The sequence below is a fragment of the Sphingomonas sp. S2-65 genome (assembly GCF_021513175.1).
Lineage (GTDB): Bacteria > Pseudomonadota > Alphaproteobacteria > Sphingomonadales > Sphingomonadaceae > Sphingomonas.
Map to the genome: position 1 here is coordinate 666,493 of NZ_CP090953.1, position 17,234 is coordinate 683,726.

The window sequence follows — 17,234 nt, forward strand, 5'->3', positions numbered from 1 at the left end:
CCTACCCGTCACCCCGGCCTCGTGCCGGGGTCCACCGCGCCGCACGCGAGAAGCCCGAGCCTCCACACCATCGCCGGTCGCACCGTGGATCCCGGCACAAGGCCGGGATGACTGTCGTAACGAACCGCGGGCCTCCTGAACCTACAGCAGCGCCTCGATCGCGCCGCTCAGGCTGGCCGGCTTGGTCGTGGGGGCATAGCGCTCCACTACGCGGCCATCGCGGTCCACCAGGAACTTGGTGAAGTTCCACTTGATACCCGTGGATCCGAGCAGCCCCGGCGCCTGCGCCTTCAGATGCTCGAACAACGGCGCCGCCTCGGGCCCGTTCACGTCCACCTTCCCGAACACCGGGAAGCTGACGTCATAGGTCAGCGAACAGAAGTTCGCGATCTCGGCCGCGTCTCCCGGCTCCTGGCCACCGAACTGGTTGCACGGGAACGCCAGCACCGCGAACCCGCGGTCGCGATACGTCCGCCACAGCGCCTCCAGCTCGGCATATTGCGGCGTGAACCCGCATTTCGACGCGGTGTTGACGATCAGCAGCACCTGTCCGGCATAGGCCGACAGGTCGCCCGCGCCGCCATCGGCCGCTGTCACTGGAATGTCCGTCACCGCGCTCATGCCAGCACGCCCTCATGGAGCCGCACGACTCGGTCCATCCGTGCGGCCAGCCGCTCGTTGTGCGTCGCCACCAGCGCCGCCGATCCTTGCGTGCGCACCAGGCTCAGGAACTCGGCGAACACCTTTTCCGATGTCGCCTCGTCCAGATTGCCGGTCGGCTCGTCGGCCAGCACCAGCGCCGGCCGGTTCGCCAGCGCCCGGGCCACCGCCACGCGCTGCTGCTCGCCGCCGGAAAGCTGGTTCGGGCGGTGCTTTAATCGCGCGCCCAGCCCAAGCACTTCCAGCAATTCCTGCGCCCGCGCTTCCGCCTGCGCCCGCGTCGCGCCCAGGATCATCTGCGGCAGCACCACATTCTCCATCGCGTTGAAGTCCGGCAGCAGATGGTGGAATTGATAGACGAAGCCCAGGCTGTCCCTGCGTACTTCGGTCCGCCCGCCAGCGGGGAGTTTGGCGGCTTCCTTGCCGGCGACGCGGATCGATCCCTCGAAACCGCCTTCCAGCAACCCCACCGCCTGCAACAGCGTCGACTTGCCCGAACCCGATGGGCCCAGCAGCGCGACGATCTCCCCGGGCATGATGTCCAGGTCGACGCCGCGCAGCACTTCGATCGTGGCTTCGCCCTGGGTGAAGCGGCGACGCAGCCCGCGCGTTTGAAGGACCGGCTCACTCATAACGCAACACCTGTACCGGATCGGTCTTGGCCGCCTTCCACGCCGGATACAGCGTGGCAAGGAAGCTGAACGTCAGCGCCATCACGCAGACGCCGATCGCCTCGAATGGATCGGTCCTGGCGGGCAGTTCGCTCAGGAACCGCATCGACGGGTCCCAGATATTCTGCCCCGTCACCAGCCCGATGAACGACGCCACCTGGGCACGGAAGGTGATGAACAGAAAGCCCAGAATGGCACCCGCCGCCACGCCGAGCGCGCCGATCGTCGTGCCCACCGTCACGAAGATCCGCATCAGCGCCCCCCGGCTCGCCCCCATCGTCCGGAGCACCGCGATGTCGCGCCGCTTCGACTGCACCAGCATGATCAGCGAAGAGATGATGTTGAACGACGCCACGACCAGGATGATCGACAGCACGGTGAACGTCACGATCCGGTCGACGCCCAATGCTTCGAACAGTTCGCGGTTCATCTGCCGCCAATCGACGATCTGGCCGCGGCCCTCCACCTTGGGCACCAGGGGTGCGACGATCTTCTCCACGCGGTCGGGATCGACCGTGTTCATCTCGATCATGCTCACCGAATCGCCCAGCAGCAGCAGCGTCTGCGCGTCCTCAATCGGCATGATCACGAAGACCTTGTCGAAATCATAGACGCCGATCTCGAAGATCGCGCCCACCTTGTATTTGACGATGCGCGGCACCGTGCCGAAAGGGGTGGACGCGCCCTGCGGGTTGAACACCGAAATCTCGCTGCCGATCGTCGCCCCCAGCGATTCGGCCAGCCGGGATCCGATCGCCACCGTCTCGCTGCCGGGGGTCAGCCGCTTGAGCGAGCCGAGCACTTCTTTGCCCTTCAGGGCCGGGTTCGTGATGATGTCGTCATAGCGCATGCCGCGCACCTGCGCCGCTTCCAGGCGGCCATTATAGGTGATGGCCAGCGGCTGCTCGATCAGCGGCACCGCGCTGGTGACGCCCGGCGTCGCCTTGGCCGCCGCCACGATCTCGCGCCAGTCGCGCAGCTGCCCGGAATAGCCCTGCACCACCGCATGGCCGTTCAACCCGGTGATCTTGCCGAACAGCTCGGCACGAAACCCGTTCATGATGCTCATCACCGCGATCAGCGCCGCGACGCCCAGCATCACGGCGACCAGGCTGAACCCGGCAACCACCGCGATGAACGCCTCGCTTCGTCCAGGAAGCAGGTATCGACGGGCGATCATCCGCTCGTAGCGTGAAAGTAGCATGCGCTGGTTTACGCCTCGTGGAAATGGTGCGGCCGCTCTAGGCCAAGCGTCTCAGCGAGGCAATGCACCCGGCGGCAACGCACTCCCGCTAAGGATCCAATCCTGACTTCCTTCTTCGTCACCCCGGCCTCGAGCCGGGGTCCCGCTGCCTCACGCCAGAAGAAGAAGCGGAACCCCGGCTCAGGGCCGGAATGACAAAGCAGTTCGATGCTTTCCCAAGGCGAGGTTGAGATCTCAAAATAGCCCTGTTGCCGATTCGACACAGCGTGGAACCAATCTACGTAAGTCCCGCCAAGCCATCGTGACAAACCCCGATAGCACCCCTAGCAGAAACAAATCGAAACGCAGGCAACGGCCGTGGTTCGGGGAGGGTTCAGCCCCGCTTGTAGCGATACAAAGCGTGTGGGCGGACCATCACAAGGGGGCTGACGAGCGATCGTCACGCAGGCGCCCGGGCTGGAAACGGTCCGGGCGTTTCGCGTATCTGGCGCGCGCAACCTTTCGCTCCGCTGAACGATCCGCTCGCCCCCGAAACGGGAAGGCGGCGCAAGCACCACCTCCCCGTCCCCAACGTCTCCCGGCCAGGCGAGACGCTAGCTCGATGCTCTTGCATCCTCCCCCATCAAAACGACTTGCTCAGGGTCAGGCCGTAAGTGCGCGGATCCCCCGGCTGTCCGGAGATCAGCCCGGTGTTCCCCGGCGTCGTCGCCAGAACCTCGAAATACTCCTCGTCGAACGCGTTGCGGACCCAGCCGAACAGGTTGAAGTCGCTCGTCCGGAACCCCAGCCGGAAATTGGCCAGCGTGTACCCCTCGATATCGGTGTAGATCGACCGCGAGGCGTTGGACGAGAATCTCGACCGCGAGTTGGCGTCACCCCCCAGGTAGAACGCGCCATCCAGCCCGAACAGCTTGCCCGGCACGTTATACTCCGCGCCATAGGAGAACGCCCAGTTCGAGATGCCCGGCAGCCACTGGCCGGAGATATCGCACACCACCGGGCTCGCCTGCCCCGGCACTCCGGGGGTCCCGCCCGCGCTACCCACCGGCGCCGCGGTTCCGCCCGACAGTTCGGGCGGGCACGGGGCGTTGGTGAACTCGACATATTCGTGATCGGTATAGGCGCCGTTGACGTACAGGTTCAGCCGGTCCGAGGGCCGCAGCGAGAAGTCGGTCTCCACGCCGCGCACGCGGACCTCGCCGGCATTGGCCAGGTAGCCGCGTAGCGTCGAATTGGCGCCGTTGTTCACCACAGCCTGGTAGTCCTTGATCACCGTCCAGAACCCGGCGACGTTGAAGGTCGCCTTGCGGTCCCAGAACTGCGTCTTGGCACCAACCTCGAAATGGTCGACCTTTTCCGGTGCGACCTGCGCCAGGTCGGTTTGCACCACGCCGTTGACGACCGGCACCCCGTTCAGGTTGAGCCCGCCCGATTTGAAGCTGTGCGCATAGGTCGCATAAAGCAGCACGTCGCGCGACGGCTTGTACGACGCGGTCAGGTCGTATGAGACGTTCCAGGCGCGGTATTTCTCGTCTTCGAACGCCTGGGGTTGCAGCGCGTCACGCTGCGCCGCCTGGCGCGCCGTGCCTCCGCTATAGGGTACCAGATTGCCGGCGGCATCGGTAACGATGCTGACATAGCTGCCGACCTTGTCGTCATAGTTCACCCGCACGCCGGGAGAGACGGTGAACGCCTCCCCCAGCTTCAGGTTGAGCTTGCCGAACAGCGCGCCGCTGAAATTCTTCAGGCGGATGTCGTTCCGCGCCGTCAGTCCGTTCAGCACGCTCGGATCGTTCGCCAGCGCGCTGGTCGGGTTGATCAGCCAGCGGCTCGCCGCCGGCCCTTGCTGCTGCACCCCGGTAGTGTGGATGTCCTGGTAGAAAGCGAAGGCACCCAGGACGTAGTCGAATCCCTTGCCTTCGCCGGCGTAGCGGAACTCCTGGGTGAACTGGTCCTGCTTGGTGGGGTTTTGCGAAAGCGTCGTGATCGGCAGCCCCGTAAAGTCGCGGTCGTTGGCCGGCCCCCAGTTCCAGAACCGCCAGGCGGTGACCGAGGTCAGCGTGCCCGATCCGGTATCCAGTTCGGCGCGCAGGGAGGCACCGCCCAGTTCGTTGAGCGCGTTCAGTTCCGCGTCCAGGTCGGTCAATCGGTCGAACGGATTGGTGCTTGGCACCGCATAACCCTGCGCCTGGGTCAGCGCAGGATATTGCCGGTTCGCGGCGCGCTGGGTCGGTCCGTAGCGCACATAGATTTGCGCGCAGCATTCCGGGTTCTGCCGGTTCCAGTCGCCCGATAGCGTGACATCCAGTGTGTCGCTCGCCCGCCACAGCAATGCTCCGCGCAGGCCGATATTGTCCTGCGCGTTGACGTAATTGTCGCTCGCGACATTGTAGATCGTGCCGCGCCGGCTGGTGGTGGACACGCCAAGCCGCACGGCCACGTCCTTGGACAGCGGACCCGACACCGACGCCTTGGCCTGCTTGAACTCCAGATTGCCCGCGGTCAGCTCGGCCCGCCCCTCGAAATCGAAGCTTGGTGCCTTGCTGGTGATGTTGATCGCCCCAGCGACCGTGTTCTTGCCGTACAGCGTGCCTTGGGGTCCGCGCAGCGTCTCGACCTGTTGCACGTCGAGGAAGTCAAGCGTGGCGACGGCGACGCGGCTGAAATATACCTGGTCGATATAGACGCCGACGCCTTGGTCGATGCCGTCGTTGGTCAGGCCCAGCGGCGCGCCCAATCCGCGGATATTGACCGAGGAATTGCGCGGATTCGTCGAATAAAACTGCAAAGTCGGCTGCAATTGCTGGAGCCGCTGGATGTTGAAGCTGCCGGTATTGTCGAGCTCCTTCACGCCGACGACCGAGATCGGGATCGGCACGTTCTGCGCGCGCTCCTCGCGCCGCCGCGCCGTCACCACCACGTCGGCGGCCGCGGAGCTGCGCTGGACGTCTTCTTCCGTGCGATCCTGATCTCCCGGCGCGGACTGGACGGATTGCGGGCCCGGCGCAGGCGTCGTGAGCGGCGATGTGGACGCAAGCAGCAGCAACGGAAGCGAAAGACCCATGAAATTCCCCCTTTTGGTTCTGAGTACAATCTCCACTGTGTTGGGGGATATTGACGAACAACCTAATCTTGTCAGCACCCTAGCTCGCGTTTGCTGCTTTCTGGGCGCTGAGCGTCGGGGTCTTGAAGTCGGCTTTTCCCACACCAACTTATCGTGCGGGCTCAGTGCCTTGAAGGACTGAACCCGACGCGCCGCGGACATGCTCCGGGCGTCAAACAGATGCTCTACTTGCTCATTTGAGGAGATTGAAAATGCGTCAGATCGACTTCGCTCCGTTCCGCCGCTCCACCGTCGGCTTCGACCGCCTCTTCGACTTGCTCGAAGCCAGCGCGCGCCAGGCAGGCAGCGAGAACTACCCTCCTTTCAACCTCGAGCGCGTCGCCGAGGATCGCTACCGCATCACGCTCGCCGTCGCCGGCTTCAAGGCTGACGAGATCGACGTCACCGCGCAGCAGAACCTGCTGCTGGTCGCCGGCCGCAAGGAGAGCGAGAACGAGAACAACCAGGGCAGCTATCTGCACCTCGGCATCGCCAACCGCAGCTTCGAGCGCCGTTTCGAACTCGCCGATTTCGTGCGCGTCGACAGCGCCAACCTGGCGGACGGTTTGCTCGTGATCGAGCTGGTCCGCGAAGTGCCCGAGGCGATGAAGCCCAAGAAGATCGCAGTCTCGACCGGTGAACAGCCGACCGCAATCGAGCACCGCAACGCAGCCTGAGCTGCGCCAGCGCTAGCGGCGCTTTCCTCCCTTTGGGTGCCGCAGCAGAGGCGCCCGGACCACCGGTCCGGGCGCCTTTTGCTTGCCCGGCTCAGACCAGTCGGCTGTGCTTGACCGCCGCTTCGATGAAGCTGGCGAACAGCGGATGCGGCTCGAACGGCTTGGACTTCAGCTCTGGGTGGAACTGCACGCCGACGAACCAGGGATGGTCAGGCCGCTCGACGATTTCGGGCAGCGAGCCATCGGGCGACATGCCGGAAAATACCAAACCGCTCTTTTCGAGCACGCCCTTATAGTGCGTGTTCACCTCATAGCGGTGGCGATGCCGCTCGCTGATCTCTTCGGCACCATAAATCGAAGCGACCACGCTGTTACCGCCCAGCTTGGCCGTATACGCGCCCAGCCGCATCGTGCCGCCCAGGTCGCCACCCGCCTCCCGCTTCTGCAACCCCTCGGCAGTCATCCACTCGGTGATCATGCCGACCACCGGCTCCTCCGTCGGGCCGAACTCGGTGGTGGAAGCCGTCTCTAGGCCTTCGGCGCGCGCGCCATCGACACACGCCATCTGCATGCCAAGGCAAATGCCGAAAAAGGGCACCTTGCGCTCACGCGCGAACCGCACCCCGGCGATCTTGCCCTCGCTGCCGCGTTCGCCAAAGCCGCCCGGCACCAGGATGCCGTGCATCGGCTCCAACTCCGCCGCCACTTCCTTCTCGCCGCGCTCGAACAGTTCGGCATCCACCCAGCGGATGTTGACCTTCACGCTGTTCGCGATGCCGCCATGAACCAGCGCTTCTGTCAGCGACTTATAAGCGTCCGGGACGCCCATGTACTTTCCGACGACGCCAATCGTGACCTCGCCTTCCGGATTCTGAAGCCGACCGATGATCTGTTCCCACCGGCTAAGGTCCGGTGCATCACCAGGCTCGATGCCAAAGGCCTTGAGCACTTCGACGTCCAGCCCTTCCCGGTGATACTGGAGCGGCACCGCATAGATGCTCTTCGCGTCCAGCGCCGGAATAACAGCCGAAGCAGGCACGTTGCAGAACTGGGCGATCTTGGCCCGTTCGCCCGCAGGCAATTCCCGCTCGGCCCGACAGACCAGCACGTCAGGCTGGACCCCAAGCGAAGCGAGATCGCGTACGCTGTGCTGGGTCGGCTTGGTCTTCAACTCGCCAGCGGCTGCGATGTACGGCACCAGCGTCACATGGATGCTCACCGACTGGCCGCGGCCAAGATCATTGCGCAGCTGGCGGATCGCCTCGATGAACGGCAGGGACTCGATATCCCCTACCGTGCCGCCGATCTCGCAAAGCACGAAGTCGAGATCGTCGGTGTCGTCCTGAGCGAATGCTTTGATGGCGTCGGTCACGTGCGGAATGACCTGCACGGTGGCACCCAGATAGTCTCCGCGTCGTTCGCGCGCGATTATCGTCTGGTAGATTCGGCCAGAGGTCACATTGTCGGACTGACGCGACGGAACGCCAGTGAAGCGCTCGTAATGCCCCAGGTCCAGATCAGTCTCGGCACCATCATCGGTCACATAGACTTCGCCGTGCTGGTGCGGCGACATCGTCCCCGGGTCGACGTTGAGATAAGGATCGAATTTGCGAATGCGGACTCGATAGCCGCGGGCCTGAAGCAACGCCGCCAGGCTTGCTGCCATAAGACCTTTGCCGAGCGAGGAGACCACGCCGCCGGTGATGAAAATGTACCGCGCCATGGGAGAGAACGCCTAACGTGTTTGGACGCGCGCCGACAAGCACCCGAATCCGGGCCGGCGCGATATTTTTACTCAAGCCCCGCTTTTCACGGGACCGGCGGCTTTACTGGATGTTTGCCATTGTCGAGCCGTTGCCGCTCAGGGCACTAGCCTCAGGTGCAACAACAGGGGCCGAGGCGTTGTCTGCCGCGAACGGAACACCAGGAGCCGCGGTAGGCGACGTCACCGGAGCCGTCGGGGCGCGCTGCAAGGACGTATCGATCGTCGCCGAGTGCCGGGTCGCTGCGATGACCGCAAGCAGAATGCTCATGCTGATAAACACCGCAGCCAAAACCGCTGTGGATCGAGTCAGGAAGTCTGCGGCACCACGCGCCGACATCAGCCCAGAAGGGCTCCCGCCCGAGGTCAGCCCGCCGCCTTCGGATTTCTGCATGAGTATCACGGTCACGAGGAGTGCCGCGATGATGGCGTGAACGACGAGCAGAAAGGTGAACATTTAAGACCGGACCTGTTGGCGGAAAGAGGCGACATAGGGGAGCGGCGGTGCAGGATCAACTGCCGCGTTCCGGCGGGGGCGAACGCGAAGGGTTCAGCGGCTTCACAAACAAAGCTGTAACATTTCGCCAACGCACTGAAACCTCGGGGCTAGCGCTGCGTTTGTGTGAGAGATCCCGAGGCGAGTCGGGTTCGTAACGGATGAGTATTTGCCGTGAACGCAATGTCCGACCAGTCGTTGTCATCTTGGAAGAACACGCTGATCGATTACGTGCGCTCGGGCGAGCCCGATCTCACAAATCGGCAGATGGCACTTCTGATGCTCGTGTATCTTGATCCTGGCCCCCATACCGTTCGAGGTTTGGCGCGTGCCCTGAACGTTTCCAAACCAGTGGTTACGCGCGCCTTGAATAGGCTAGGCACGCTGGGCTATCTGCGCCGGCAGCGCGACGACACCGACAAACGAAACATTTTCGTTGCGCGCACACCGGAAGGGGCAGAGTTTCTTGCAGAATTCGGGCATTTCCTCGCGGGCGACGCCATCGGCGAGCCCATCGCCCGGCGGGCACACGCGTAAGCGTTTCTCGTTGAAAGGGCGTTCGGCCCAGGTTGATCCCACGGTTAATGCCGTACGCCGCGATTTGGCTGACGTTCGCCTGGCGGAACGCGTGTTTGCTCCGCACTATGCGGCTCCATTGCTCCGCGAACTCATCAAGCCCGCAGAACTCCGGGCTACCGCTTCGCTCGAATCCGATGTGATGGCGCATTTGGCGTCGGGCGAGCCGTTTGAAGTGCTCGAGTTCGCCGGGGTTCACGCCTGGGGTATATCGCCCAACGTGGGTCTCGTCGGTTATATTTCAGCAGACGCGCTGGCCGGTACCGTCGAATGACGATCCGCGTTTTCATCGACGGTGCTGTCGGTACAACTGGGCTCGAAATCCGTGAGCGCTTGAGCGGGCGTGACGGGATCGAGCAGATCGTTCTGGCGGACGCCGATCGAAAAGATGCGCGCAAGCGTGAAGATGCGCTGAACTCCTCCGATTTTGTTATTCTTTGCCTCCCAGACGAGGCCGCCCGCGAAGCCGTGGCGATGATTCGCAACGAGCGCGTTCGAGTGATCGACGCTTCTACGGCGTTCCGCACGGCCTCTGATTGGACGTACGGCTTTGCCGAGCTTGAGCCCGGACAGGCATCGGCAATCGCGGAATCTTTGCGGGTCAGCAATCCCGGGTGCTACCCGACCGGTTTCCTTGCGCTCGTCCGCCCACTCGTGCGCGCGGGCATCGTCCCGCATGATTATCCGCTTACCGTGAACGCAGTTTCTGGATACTCGGGCGGCGGCAAGTCGATGATCGCTGAGTTTGAGGATCGAGACACCGCCGGCTTCACCGACACTGCGTATCGCAGCTACGGCCTTTCGCTTGAGCACAAACATGTGCCCGAGATGCAAAAGCATGCTCGGCTAGAGCACCCCCCGATCTTCATGCCATCGGTTGCGCGTACGTATCGCGGGATGCTGGTCGAAGTCCCCCTTCCCCTTCACGCCTTTACCCGCCGCCCGTCGATCGAAGCCATCGAAAACACGTTACGTGACGCTTATAAGGGCTGCCCTCTCGTGCGCGTCGTCCCAGGCGATGTGGGAACGGTGAGCATGGAGGCTGATGCCGGCACAGATAGACTCTCGTTGCGCGTGTTCGGCAATGCGGAGCGCGGTCAGGCGCGCCTTGTCGCCACGCTCGACAACCTCGGAAAGGGAGCTGCAGGTGCGGCAGTGCAGAACCTTAACATCATGGCTGGTCTAGATCCAACCGCCGGATTGATCGTCTGACTGGCCGGCTCGCGTCGTCCAGTTCATTTCGGCAAGCGCCGCTCACCCTCGCCCGCGACTTGATCTTTGACCGCCTTTGGTGTCTCGCGAGCGAAAATAAGTCGGAAGGTATTCGATGCGCCAGCCCGTGGGCAAATTGCTGTTGTTCGGAGCGACCGGGGATCTGGCACAGCGCATGCTGCTGCCTTCTTTGTACGCGCTGCACGCCGACGGGCTGTTGCCGGATGGATTGACGATCACCGCAACCGCTCGATCCGACCACGACGATTCCTCGTTTCGCGATTTCGCTCGCGATGCACTCGATCGTTTTCTTGCTGCCGATCGCAAAGACGATGATGCCGTTGGCGGGTTTCTCAAAAGGCTGAACTACCAGGCGCTCGACGCGTCGCAAATCGACGGCTTTGCCGCGCTCAAGGAGAAGGTCGGCGACGTCTCAGGTGGCTTGGCAATTTTCTTATCGACCGCGCCTTGGCTTTTCGGCCCCACCATAAAGGGCTTGGAAGCAGCGGGATTGGCCGGCGATAATGTTCGCATCGGATTGGAGAAGCCGCTTGGTCGCGATCTGCAGTCCAGCCGCGAGATCAACGATCTTGTCGCTGCTGCCTTTCCGGAGGAGCGGACTTTTCGCATCGACCATTATCTTGGCAAGGAAACTGTTCAGAACATCCTGGCGCTGCGGTTTGGCAATTCTTTGTTCGAGCCGATATGGAACGCACAGGGTATCGACCATGTGCAGATCACGGTTTCCGAGACGGTCGGGCTGGAAGGCCGCGCCGGTTTCTATGACGAAACAGGGGCTCTGCGCGACATGGTCCAAAACCATATGCTGCAGCTTGTCGCTCTGATTGCTATGGAGCCTCCGGCACGCTTCGACGGCACCGCCATTCGTGACGAGAAGGTCAAGGTACTTCGATCCCTGCGTCCCATCAGTGGCGCAGACGCGTCGCAGCTCACAGTGACCGGGCAGTATGGCGGCGGCGCTGTGAAGGGCGAGATCGTCCGGGATTACGCTAGTGACTTGGAAAAGCCATCTACGGCGGAGACCTTCGTTGCGATCAAGGCACATGTCGACAATTGGCGCTGGCACGGGGTGCCATTCTATCTGCGCACCGGCAAGCGCCTGGCCGAGCGACGGTCCGAGATCGTCATCCAGTTCAAGCCGGTGCCACATTCGATCTTTGCGCAACGCGGTGCGATGCTGCAGCCCAACACGCTCGTGATCCGCCTGCAGCCCGAGGAATATGTTCGGCTGCTCGTGATGGCGAAACAACCGGGTCTGGACCGAGAGGGTGTGCGACTGCGCGAAGTGCCCCTCAACCTGAGCCTGGACAGCGAATTCGCCGGAACCACGCGCCGCATTGCCTATGAGCGCTTGCTGCTCGACCTGATCGAAGGCGACCCCACACTGTTCGTCCGTCGCGACGAAGTGGAAGCGCAATGGGAGTGGATCGATGGCATCCGCGCAGGTTGGGACGCCAACGACATGAAGCCGAAACCCTACGCTTCGGGCAGTTGGGGGCCGTCGGCGTCGGTTGCGCTTACCGAACGCGATGGCGTGACGTGGAACGAGTAGTCGTTCCCATCATACCCGAGAATTGGCTGTAAGAATGCAGGAGCCGGAATGACGACAGAAATTGAATGGTGGGAATATGATGACGCGAGCGAGATGGCCGATGCCGTCGCGGGCGACATTCAGTTCATCATCGAAAGCGCGATCGATGCCCGCGGAGCCGCTGTCGTGGCGCTCGCCGGCGGCAAGACTCCGTTGCCGATCTACGAGAAGCTGGTTCAGGCTAAGCTGGACTGGAAGCGGGTTACCATCATCCCAGGTGACGATCGGCTGGTCCCGCTAGGTGACCCACTGTCCAATGTCACGGCTATCGGCAAGCACTTCATCCCCAAGGGCGCGCGCGTCATTCCGCTGATCAGCGATAAGGCCGAAGATTATAAAGCGGCAGGCCGTGCTGCCGATGCCCGGCTTCAGGATCTGCATTGGCCGCTGGACCTATGTCTTCTGGGTGTAGGCGGCGATGGCCATGCCGCGTCGATTTTCCCGGGCCCCGACTTTGACGAGGCACTCAACGGACCGCGCGAGCGACGGGCACTGGGCGTCATGCCTGATCCGCTGCCTCCAGAGGCACCGGTTGCCCGTGTTACCCTTAGCCGTGCCGCGATCGTGTCTGCGCGCGCTTTGATGATTGCGCTGACGGGCGATGCGAAACGCAGCGTGCTCGAAGACGCGATCGCACAAGGCGCTTCTTCCAATTACCCGGTCGGCCGCATCCTTGCCGACGTCGAGCTGCCGGTCGACATTCACTGGAGTGCCTGATGGCGTCGCTGCATTCTGAAATCGCCGCCGTCACTGATCGTATCATCGAGCGGTCGAAGGCAGGGCGGCAAGCCTATCTTGAACTGATTCGTCGGGAGCGCGAATCCGGAGCGGATCGACCTAAGCTCGGCTGCGCGAATTTAGCGCACGCCTATGCCGGGACGGACGAGCAGCGCGACCTGATGACATCCGGCAACCGGATGAACATCGGCATCGTCACCTCTTACAACGACATGTTGTCGGCGCATGCGACCTATTACCGCTACCCGGAGCAGATGAAGGTTTGGGCGCTGGAGGCCGGGGCAACCGCGCAAGTTGCGGGCGGCGTACCGGCAATGTGCGACGGGGTCACGCAGGGCTATGCGGGCATGGAGCTGTCGCTCTTCAGCCGCGACACCGTCGCGCTGTCGACCGCCGTCGCGCTGTCTCACCGGGTGTTTGAGGGTGTCGCCCTGCTCGGCATCTGCGACAAGATCGTTCCGGGGTTGCTGATGGGCGCCTTGCGCTTCGGGCACCTGCCGATGGTTATGATCCCTGGCGGCCCGATGCGCTCAGGGGTAGCCAACAAGGACAAAGCGGCGGTTCGCGAGCGGTATGCCGAAGGCCTGGCAACTCGCGAGGAATTGCTAGCGTCCGAGATCGCCGCTTATCACGGTAAGGGTACGTGCACCTTCTACGGAACGGCAAATTCCAATCAGATGATGATGGAAGCCATGGGCCTCCACATGCCCGGCGCCGCGTTTGCCAATCCCCAGACCAAACTGCGTCAGGAACTGACGCGCGCAGCAGTACAGCGGCTGCCGCAGATTGGGTGGAGCGGCGACGATTATCGCCCCATCGGTCAGGTCGTCGACGAGAAAGCCATCGTCAACGCCGCGATCGTGTTGCTCGCCACGGGGGGATCGACCAACCACCTGATCCACGTTCCGGCCTTTGCGCGCGCTGCCGGGATCCTGATCGACTGGGAGGATTTCGACCGGCTGTCACGAACGGTCCCGCTGCTGACCCGTGTGTATCCGAACGGGTCGGCGGATGTTAACATGTTCGAGGACGCTGGCGGACCTCCGTTCGTGATCAAGGAACTGCTGCGCGGCGGCTTGATGCACGGCGATACGTTGACGGTGGCTGACGGTGGGATGCAGGCTTATGGCCGAAAGCCCCATATCGAAGAGGATCAGCTAATATGGCGCGATCTGCCGGCGAAGAGCGACGACGAGACCATCGTACGGACCGTTGAGGAGCCATTTTCACCCGAAGGCGGCTTCCGTATCCTCAAGGGCAATATCGGTCGGGCCTGCATCAAGGTGTCGGCCGTGGAGCGTGACCGCTGGATCATCGAAGCGCCAGCGCGCGTCTTCACCGAACAGGAAGCCGTGCAGGAGGCGTTCAGGGCCGGAGAGCTCGATCGGGACGTGATCGTCGTCATGCGATTTCAGGGACCACGGGCGAACGGCATGCCCGAACTACACAAGCTGACCCCGCCGCTCGGCGTGCTTCAGAACCGCGGCTTCCGCGTCGCGCTGGTGACCGACGGACGCATGTCCGGCGCCAGTGGCAAGGTGCCCTGCGCGATCCACTTGTCGCCCGAAGCGTTGGGCGGAGGGCCGATCGCGAAGGTGCGCGACGGCGACATCATCCGACTTGACGCCCAGGCGGGCACATTGGACGCTCTTGTTGACGCCGCGGAGTGGGCTGCACGGCCACATTCCGAGGCACCGCCGGTGCCGCAGGGTACCGGGCGCGAGCTGTTCGCAATGATGCGCCACTATGCCAGCGCCGCCGAAGAAGGCGCCTCTGCCATGCTGGCGGAGGCTGGGCTGTAACGTCGGCCAGAGCTGCGCTTTACTTCCGGACGGGTTGCGCAGAGAAGGCCGGCGCCTCCACTGCCAACGTTGACAGGCAGTGAAGAGGGGGAGGATCAGGGAGCTGCAATGGAAGTCGTCGCGGTAGACATCGGGGGCACGCACGCCCGCTTCACCATCGCCGAAGTGGAGGGCGGCCGCGTCGTGTCGCTGGCGGAGCCCGTGACCCTGAAGGTCGCCGAACACGCCACCTTCCCGCTGGCCTGGCGTGCGTTCGGTGAGCACCTGGGACGTCCCGCGCCGCGGGCGGCCGGTATCGCCGTCGCTTCGCCGGTGAACGACACGCTGATCAAGTTCACCAACAATCCGTGGATCATACGGCCCCCGCTGATCAAGGAGCGGCTGGGCGTCGACAACTACACCCTTATCAACGACTTCGCCGCGATCGGACATGCCGTCGGCCAACTGGACGGCAAGGCCTATGTCCATCTTTGCGGTCCCGACGTGCCGCTGCCCGAATATGGCGCGATCACCGTCTGCGGCCCGGGAACCGGTCTGGGCGTCGCCCAAGTGTTCCGTCAACGCGGCAATTACCATGTAATCTCGACCGAAGGCGGGCACATGGACTTCGCGCCACTCGACAATATCGACGACGCGATCATCCGCCGGTTGCGCCCGACCTATACCCGCGTGTCCGCCGAGCGCGTGTGCGCCGGGCCGGGACTGGTCAACATCTATGAGACGCTTGCCCAGATGGAGGGCAAGCCGGTGGTCCACCTCGAGGACAAACGCCTGTGGGAGCTTGCGCTCACCGGTACCGACGCGCTTGCAACCGCCGCCCTCGAGCGCTTCTGCCTGACCCTTGGCGCGGTTGCAGGTGACTTGGCGCTCACCCATGGCCCCACTGCCGTGGTGATCGCCGGCGGCCTAGGGCTACGGCTCAAGGATAAGCTCATCCAATCGGGTTTCGCCCAGCGTTTCGTCGCCAAGGGGCGTTTCCAGAGCCTGATGTCCACCATCCCGGTGAAGATCATCACGCATGAGCAGCCGGGCCTCTACGGTGCGGCCGCTGCCTTTGCCCAGGAGCATGTACTTTGACCACGACCATTGCCGACATCATGCGCACCAGCCCGGTCATCCCGGTGCTGGTGATCGAAGACGCCGCCACTGCCCGCCCGCTTGCCGAGGCCTTGGTCAAAGGTGGCCTACGCGTCCTGGAAGTCACGATGCGCACCCCGGCAGCACTGGACGCGATCCGCGAGATGAAGCAGGTCGAGGGTGCGATCGTCGGTGCCGGCACCGTGGTCAACACCGACCAGTTCGGGCAGGTGATGCGCGCAGGCGCCGAGTTCATCGTTTCCCCTGGCCTCACCGATCGGCTGGGTAGCGCGATCGTCGAAAGCGGCGTTCCGTTCCTGCCGGGCATCGCCAATGCCGGTGACATCATGCGCGGCTACGACCTTGGCCTGCGCCACTTCAAATTCTTCCCGGCCGAAACCAGTGGAGGGCTCAAGGCGCTGAAGGCGCTGGCAGCCCCCTTCTATGAAGCGAAGTTCTGCCCGACCGGCGGCGTGAGTGCCGCCAGTGCTCCCGAATGGCTCGGCTTCGATCCCGTGCTGTGCGTGGGCGGAAGCTGGGTCACGCCGAAGGGGGTCAGCTTCGAGGAAGTCGAAGCGCTCGCACGCGAAGCGGCTGCTCTGGGCAAGTAAACTCGGTTGGCGGCCGCTACACTGCGGCCGCCGCCCGCCACTACATCTCGCCGCGGGCCCGCCGCAGGGCGTACCATTTGGCGACGTTTGCATTGTGCTGTTCGAGCGTGTCGGCGAAGACATGACCGCCGGAGCCGTCGGCCACAAAGTAAAGCGCGTTCGAGCGCTCGGGATCGAGCACTGCGTCGATGCTTGCCCGGCCTGGATTCGCGATCGGCCCCTGCGGAAGCCCGGCCATCGCATAGGTGTTATAGCCGTTCACCGCCTGAATTTCGGACTTGAGAATTCGGCGTCCTAGCGGCTTGCCCTTGGTTAGCGGGTAGATGATGGTCGGATCGGCCTGAAGCCGCATCCCTTGCCGCAACCGATTGCCATAGACCGCAGCAACCATGCGCCGCTCGGACGCCTTGCCGGTTTCCTTCTCGACAATCGACGCAAGCGTCAGTGCCTGTTGCGGGGTGGACACGGCGATGCCGGGCTTCCGGGAAGCCCATGCCTTGGCGAGATATTCGGTCATCGCCTTTTGCATGCGCGTGAGGACCGCCTGGCGTGTGTCCGCACGATTATAGGCGTAGCTGTCGGGCAGCACCGATCCTTCTGCCGGCACCGAGATCGAGCCGGAGAGCTGTGGCGCCTTCATCAGGGCGTCATATACGAGGATCGACGGCGTTCCCTCCGGCACCGTGACGAAGCGCTGCAGCGTCTTGCCGCCCTGCATCATCTTGAGAACATCGGACTGGCTAAGTCCGGCAGGCACCCGGTATTCGCCTGCCTTGATTGGAGCGGTGCCGCCCAGGATCTTCGACAGGAGCAGGAACTGGTCGGCGGAGCGAATGGCGCCTGCCTTTTCCAGCTCTTCTGCCGCCCGGCTCAGGCTAGCGCCCTCCGGCACCAACACGGTGACGTTCCCGCGGGCCGGACCCGCACCGCCCCAGAGATGAAGCACCCCGAACACCGCTGCGCATAGAAACAATGCGGCGACGAGCAGGGCGCATCCACCGCGCCGCTTGATGGGACGGCGCTCAGCCATGGT

General features: G+C 63.5%; 16 protein-coding genes. 9 read left to right on the forward strand and 7 right to left on the reverse strand.

The window, feature by feature from the left end:
- Window positions 1-141 precede the first annotated feature (141 nt).
- The 4 genes from LZ586_RS03300 to LZ586_RS03315 form a co-directional block, all read right to left on the reverse strand.
- The gene (locus LZ586_RS03300; protein WP_235078264.1) at window positions 142-621 is read right to left on the reverse strand and encodes a glutathione peroxidase; all 480 of its coding nucleotides are present in this window, start codon (window positions 619-621) and stop codon (window positions 142-144) included.
- Window positions 618-1,292 (reverse strand): ABC transporter ATP-binding protein, encoded by a 675-nt coding sequence (locus LZ586_RS03305; RefSeq protein WP_235078265.1) that lies wholly within the window; start codon window positions 1,290-1,292, stop codon window positions 618-620. The genes LZ586_RS03300 and LZ586_RS03305 overlap by 4 nt, the downstream gene beginning before the upstream one ends.
- Complete coding sequence (locus LZ586_RS03310; RefSeq protein ID WP_235078266.1) at window positions 1,285-2,535, reverse strand: lipoprotein-releasing ABC transporter permease subunit; 1,251 nt, start codon at window positions 2,533-2,535, stop codon at window positions 1,285-1,287. Before LZ586_RS03310 ends, LZ586_RS03305 begins: the two co-directional genes overlap by 8 nt.
- A 622-nt stretch (window positions 2,536-3,157) precedes the next feature.
- Complete coding sequence (locus LZ586_RS03315) at window positions 3,158-5,599, reverse strand: TonB-dependent receptor (protein WP_235078267.1); 2,442 nt, start codon at window positions 5,597-5,599, stop codon at window positions 3,158-3,160.
- 251 nt (window positions 5,600-5,850) lie between these two features.
- Here LZ586_RS03315 and LZ586_RS03320 point away from each other — a divergent pair, with 251 nt between their 5' ends.
- Window positions 5,851-6,315 (forward strand): Hsp20 family protein, encoded by a 465-nt coding sequence (locus LZ586_RS03320; RefSeq protein WP_235078268.1) that lies wholly within the window; start codon window positions 5,851-5,853, stop codon window positions 6,313-6,315.
- A 91-nt stretch (window positions 6,316-6,406) separates the two neighbouring features.
- Here the strand turns inward: LZ586_RS03320 and LZ586_RS03325 are convergent, their stop codons facing one another.
- Together LZ586_RS03325 and secG are read right to left on the reverse strand one after the other, a co-directional pair.
- On the reverse strand, window positions 6,407-8,038 hold the full coding sequence (locus LZ586_RS03325) for a CTP synthase (RefSeq protein ID WP_235078269.1): 1,632 nt from the start codon (window positions 8,036-8,038) through the stop codon (window positions 6,407-6,409).
- A 103-nt stretch (window positions 8,039-8,141) separates the two neighbouring features.
- Window positions 8,142-8,534, reverse strand: coding sequence for a preprotein translocase subunit SecG (gene secG / locus LZ586_RS03330; protein WP_235078270.1), 393 nt, complete (start codon window positions 8,532-8,534; stop codon window positions 8,142-8,144).
- 222 nt (window positions 8,535-8,756) lie between these two features.
- Between secG and LZ586_RS03335 the strand changes: the two genes are divergently transcribed.
- The 8 genes from LZ586_RS03335 to eda all read left to right on the forward strand — a co-directional run bounded on the left by LZ586_RS03335 (window position 8,757) and on the right by eda (window position 16,201).
- A complete protein-coding gene (locus tag LZ586_RS03335; RefSeq protein ID WP_235079721.1) occupies window positions 8,757-9,110 on the forward strand; it encodes a MarR family transcriptional regulator in 354 nt (117 codons plus the stop codon).
- Window positions 9,111-9,174: 64 nt separating this feature from the next.
- Window positions 9,175-9,423 carry an SH3 domain-containing protein gene (locus tag LZ586_RS03340; protein WP_235078271.1) on the forward strand — a complete coding sequence of 83 codons (249 nt, stop codon included), beginning with the start codon at window positions 9,175-9,177 and terminating at the stop codon, window positions 9,421-9,423.
- Window positions 9,420-10,361 (forward strand): N-acetyl-gamma-glutamyl-phosphate reductase, encoded by a 942-nt coding sequence (gene argC / locus LZ586_RS03345; RefSeq protein ID WP_235078272.1) that lies wholly within the window; start codon window positions 9,420-9,422, stop codon window positions 10,359-10,361. The genes LZ586_RS03340 and argC overlap by 4 nt, the downstream gene beginning before the upstream one ends.
- A gap of 115 nt (window positions 10,362-10,476) precedes the next feature.
- Window positions 10,477-11,934 carry a glucose-6-phosphate dehydrogenase gene (gene zwf, locus LZ586_RS03350; RefSeq protein WP_235078273.1) on the forward strand — a complete coding sequence of 486 codons (1,458 nt, stop codon included), beginning with the start codon at window positions 10,477-10,479 and terminating at the stop codon, window positions 11,932-11,934.
- Window positions 11,935-11,982: 48 nt separating this feature from the next.
- Window positions 11,983-12,690 carry a 6-phosphogluconolactonase gene (gene pgl / locus LZ586_RS03355; RefSeq protein ID WP_235078274.1) on the forward strand — a complete coding sequence of 236 codons (708 nt, stop codon included), beginning with the start codon at window positions 11,983-11,985 and terminating at the stop codon, window positions 12,688-12,690.
- The gene (gene edd, locus LZ586_RS03360) at window positions 12,690-14,513 is read left to right on the forward strand and encodes a phosphogluconate dehydratase (protein ID WP_235078275.1); all 1,824 of its coding nucleotides are present in this window, start codon (window positions 12,690-12,692) and stop codon (window positions 14,511-14,513) included. The genes pgl and edd overlap by 1 nt, the downstream gene beginning before the upstream one ends.
- A 108-nt stretch (window positions 14,514-14,621) precedes the next feature.
- A complete protein-coding gene (gene glk, locus LZ586_RS03365) occupies window positions 14,622-15,590 on the forward strand; it encodes a glucokinase (protein WP_235078276.1) in 969 nt (322 codons plus the stop codon).
- Entirely contained in the window at window positions 15,587-16,201 is a 615-nt protein-coding gene (gene eda / locus LZ586_RS03370; protein ID WP_261346030.1) for a bifunctional 4-hydroxy-2-oxoglutarate aldolase/2-dehydro-3-deoxy-phosphogluconate aldolase, read from the forward strand. The genes glk and eda overlap by 4 nt, the downstream gene beginning before the upstream one ends.
- A 40-nt stretch (window positions 16,202-16,241) precedes the next feature.
- Here the strand turns inward: eda and mltG are convergent, their stop codons facing one another.
- Complete coding sequence (mltG, locus tag LZ586_RS03375) at window positions 16,242-17,231, reverse strand: endolytic transglycosylase MltG (RefSeq protein WP_235078277.1); 990 nt, start codon at window positions 17,229-17,231, stop codon at window positions 16,242-16,244.
- Window positions 17,232-17,234: the final 3 nt, after the last annotated feature.

Coding starts and splice junctions, on each gene's coding strand:
- LZ586_RS03300 (WP_235078264.1), bottom strand. CDS start 621: ATGAGCGCGGTGACGGACATTCCAGTGACAGCGGCCGATGGCGGCGCG.
- LZ586_RS03305 (WP_235078265.1), bottom strand. CDS start 1,292: ATGAGTGAGCCGGTCCTTCAAACGCGCGGGCTGCGTCGCCGCTTCACC.
- LZ586_RS03310 (WP_235078266.1), bottom strand. CDS start 2,535: ATGCTACTTTCACGCTACGAGCGGATGATCGCCCGTCGATACCTGCTT.
- LZ586_RS03315 (WP_235078267.1), bottom strand. CDS start 5,599: ATGGGTCTTTCGCTTCCGTTGCTGCTGCTTGCGTCCACATCGCCGCTC.
- LZ586_RS03320 (WP_235078268.1), top strand. CDS start 5,851: ATGCGTCAGATCGACTTCGCTCCGTTCCGCCGCTCCACCGTCGGCTTC.
- LZ586_RS03325 (WP_235078269.1), bottom strand. CDS start 8,038: ATGGCGCGGTACATTTTCATCACCGGCGGCGTGGTCTCCTCGCTCGGC.
- secG (WP_235078270.1), bottom strand. CDS start 8,534: ATGTTCACCTTTCTGCTCGTCGTTCACGCCATCATCGCGGCACTCCTC.
- LZ586_RS03335 (WP_235079721.1), top strand. CDS start 8,757: ATGTCCGACCAGTCGTTGTCATCTTGGAAGAACACGCTGATCGATTAC.
- argC (WP_235078272.1), top strand. CDS start 9,420: ATGACGATCCGCGTTTTCATCGACGGTGCTGTCGGTACAACTGGGCTC.
- zwf (WP_235078273.1), top strand. CDS start 10,477: ATGCGCCAGCCCGTGGGCAAATTGCTGTTGTTCGGAGCGACCGGGGAT.
- pgl (WP_235078274.1), top strand. CDS start 11,983: ATGACGACAGAAATTGAATGGTGGGAATATGATGACGCGAGCGAGATG.
- edd (WP_235078275.1), top strand. CDS start 12,690: ATGGCGTCGCTGCATTCTGAAATCGCCGCCGTCACTGATCGTATCATC.
- glk (WP_235078276.1), top strand. CDS start 14,622: ATGGAAGTCGTCGCGGTAGACATCGGGGGCACGCACGCCCGCTTCACC.
- mltG (WP_235078277.1), bottom strand. CDS start 17,231: ATGGCTGAGCGCCGTCCCATCAAGCGGCGCGGTGGATGCGCCCTGCTC.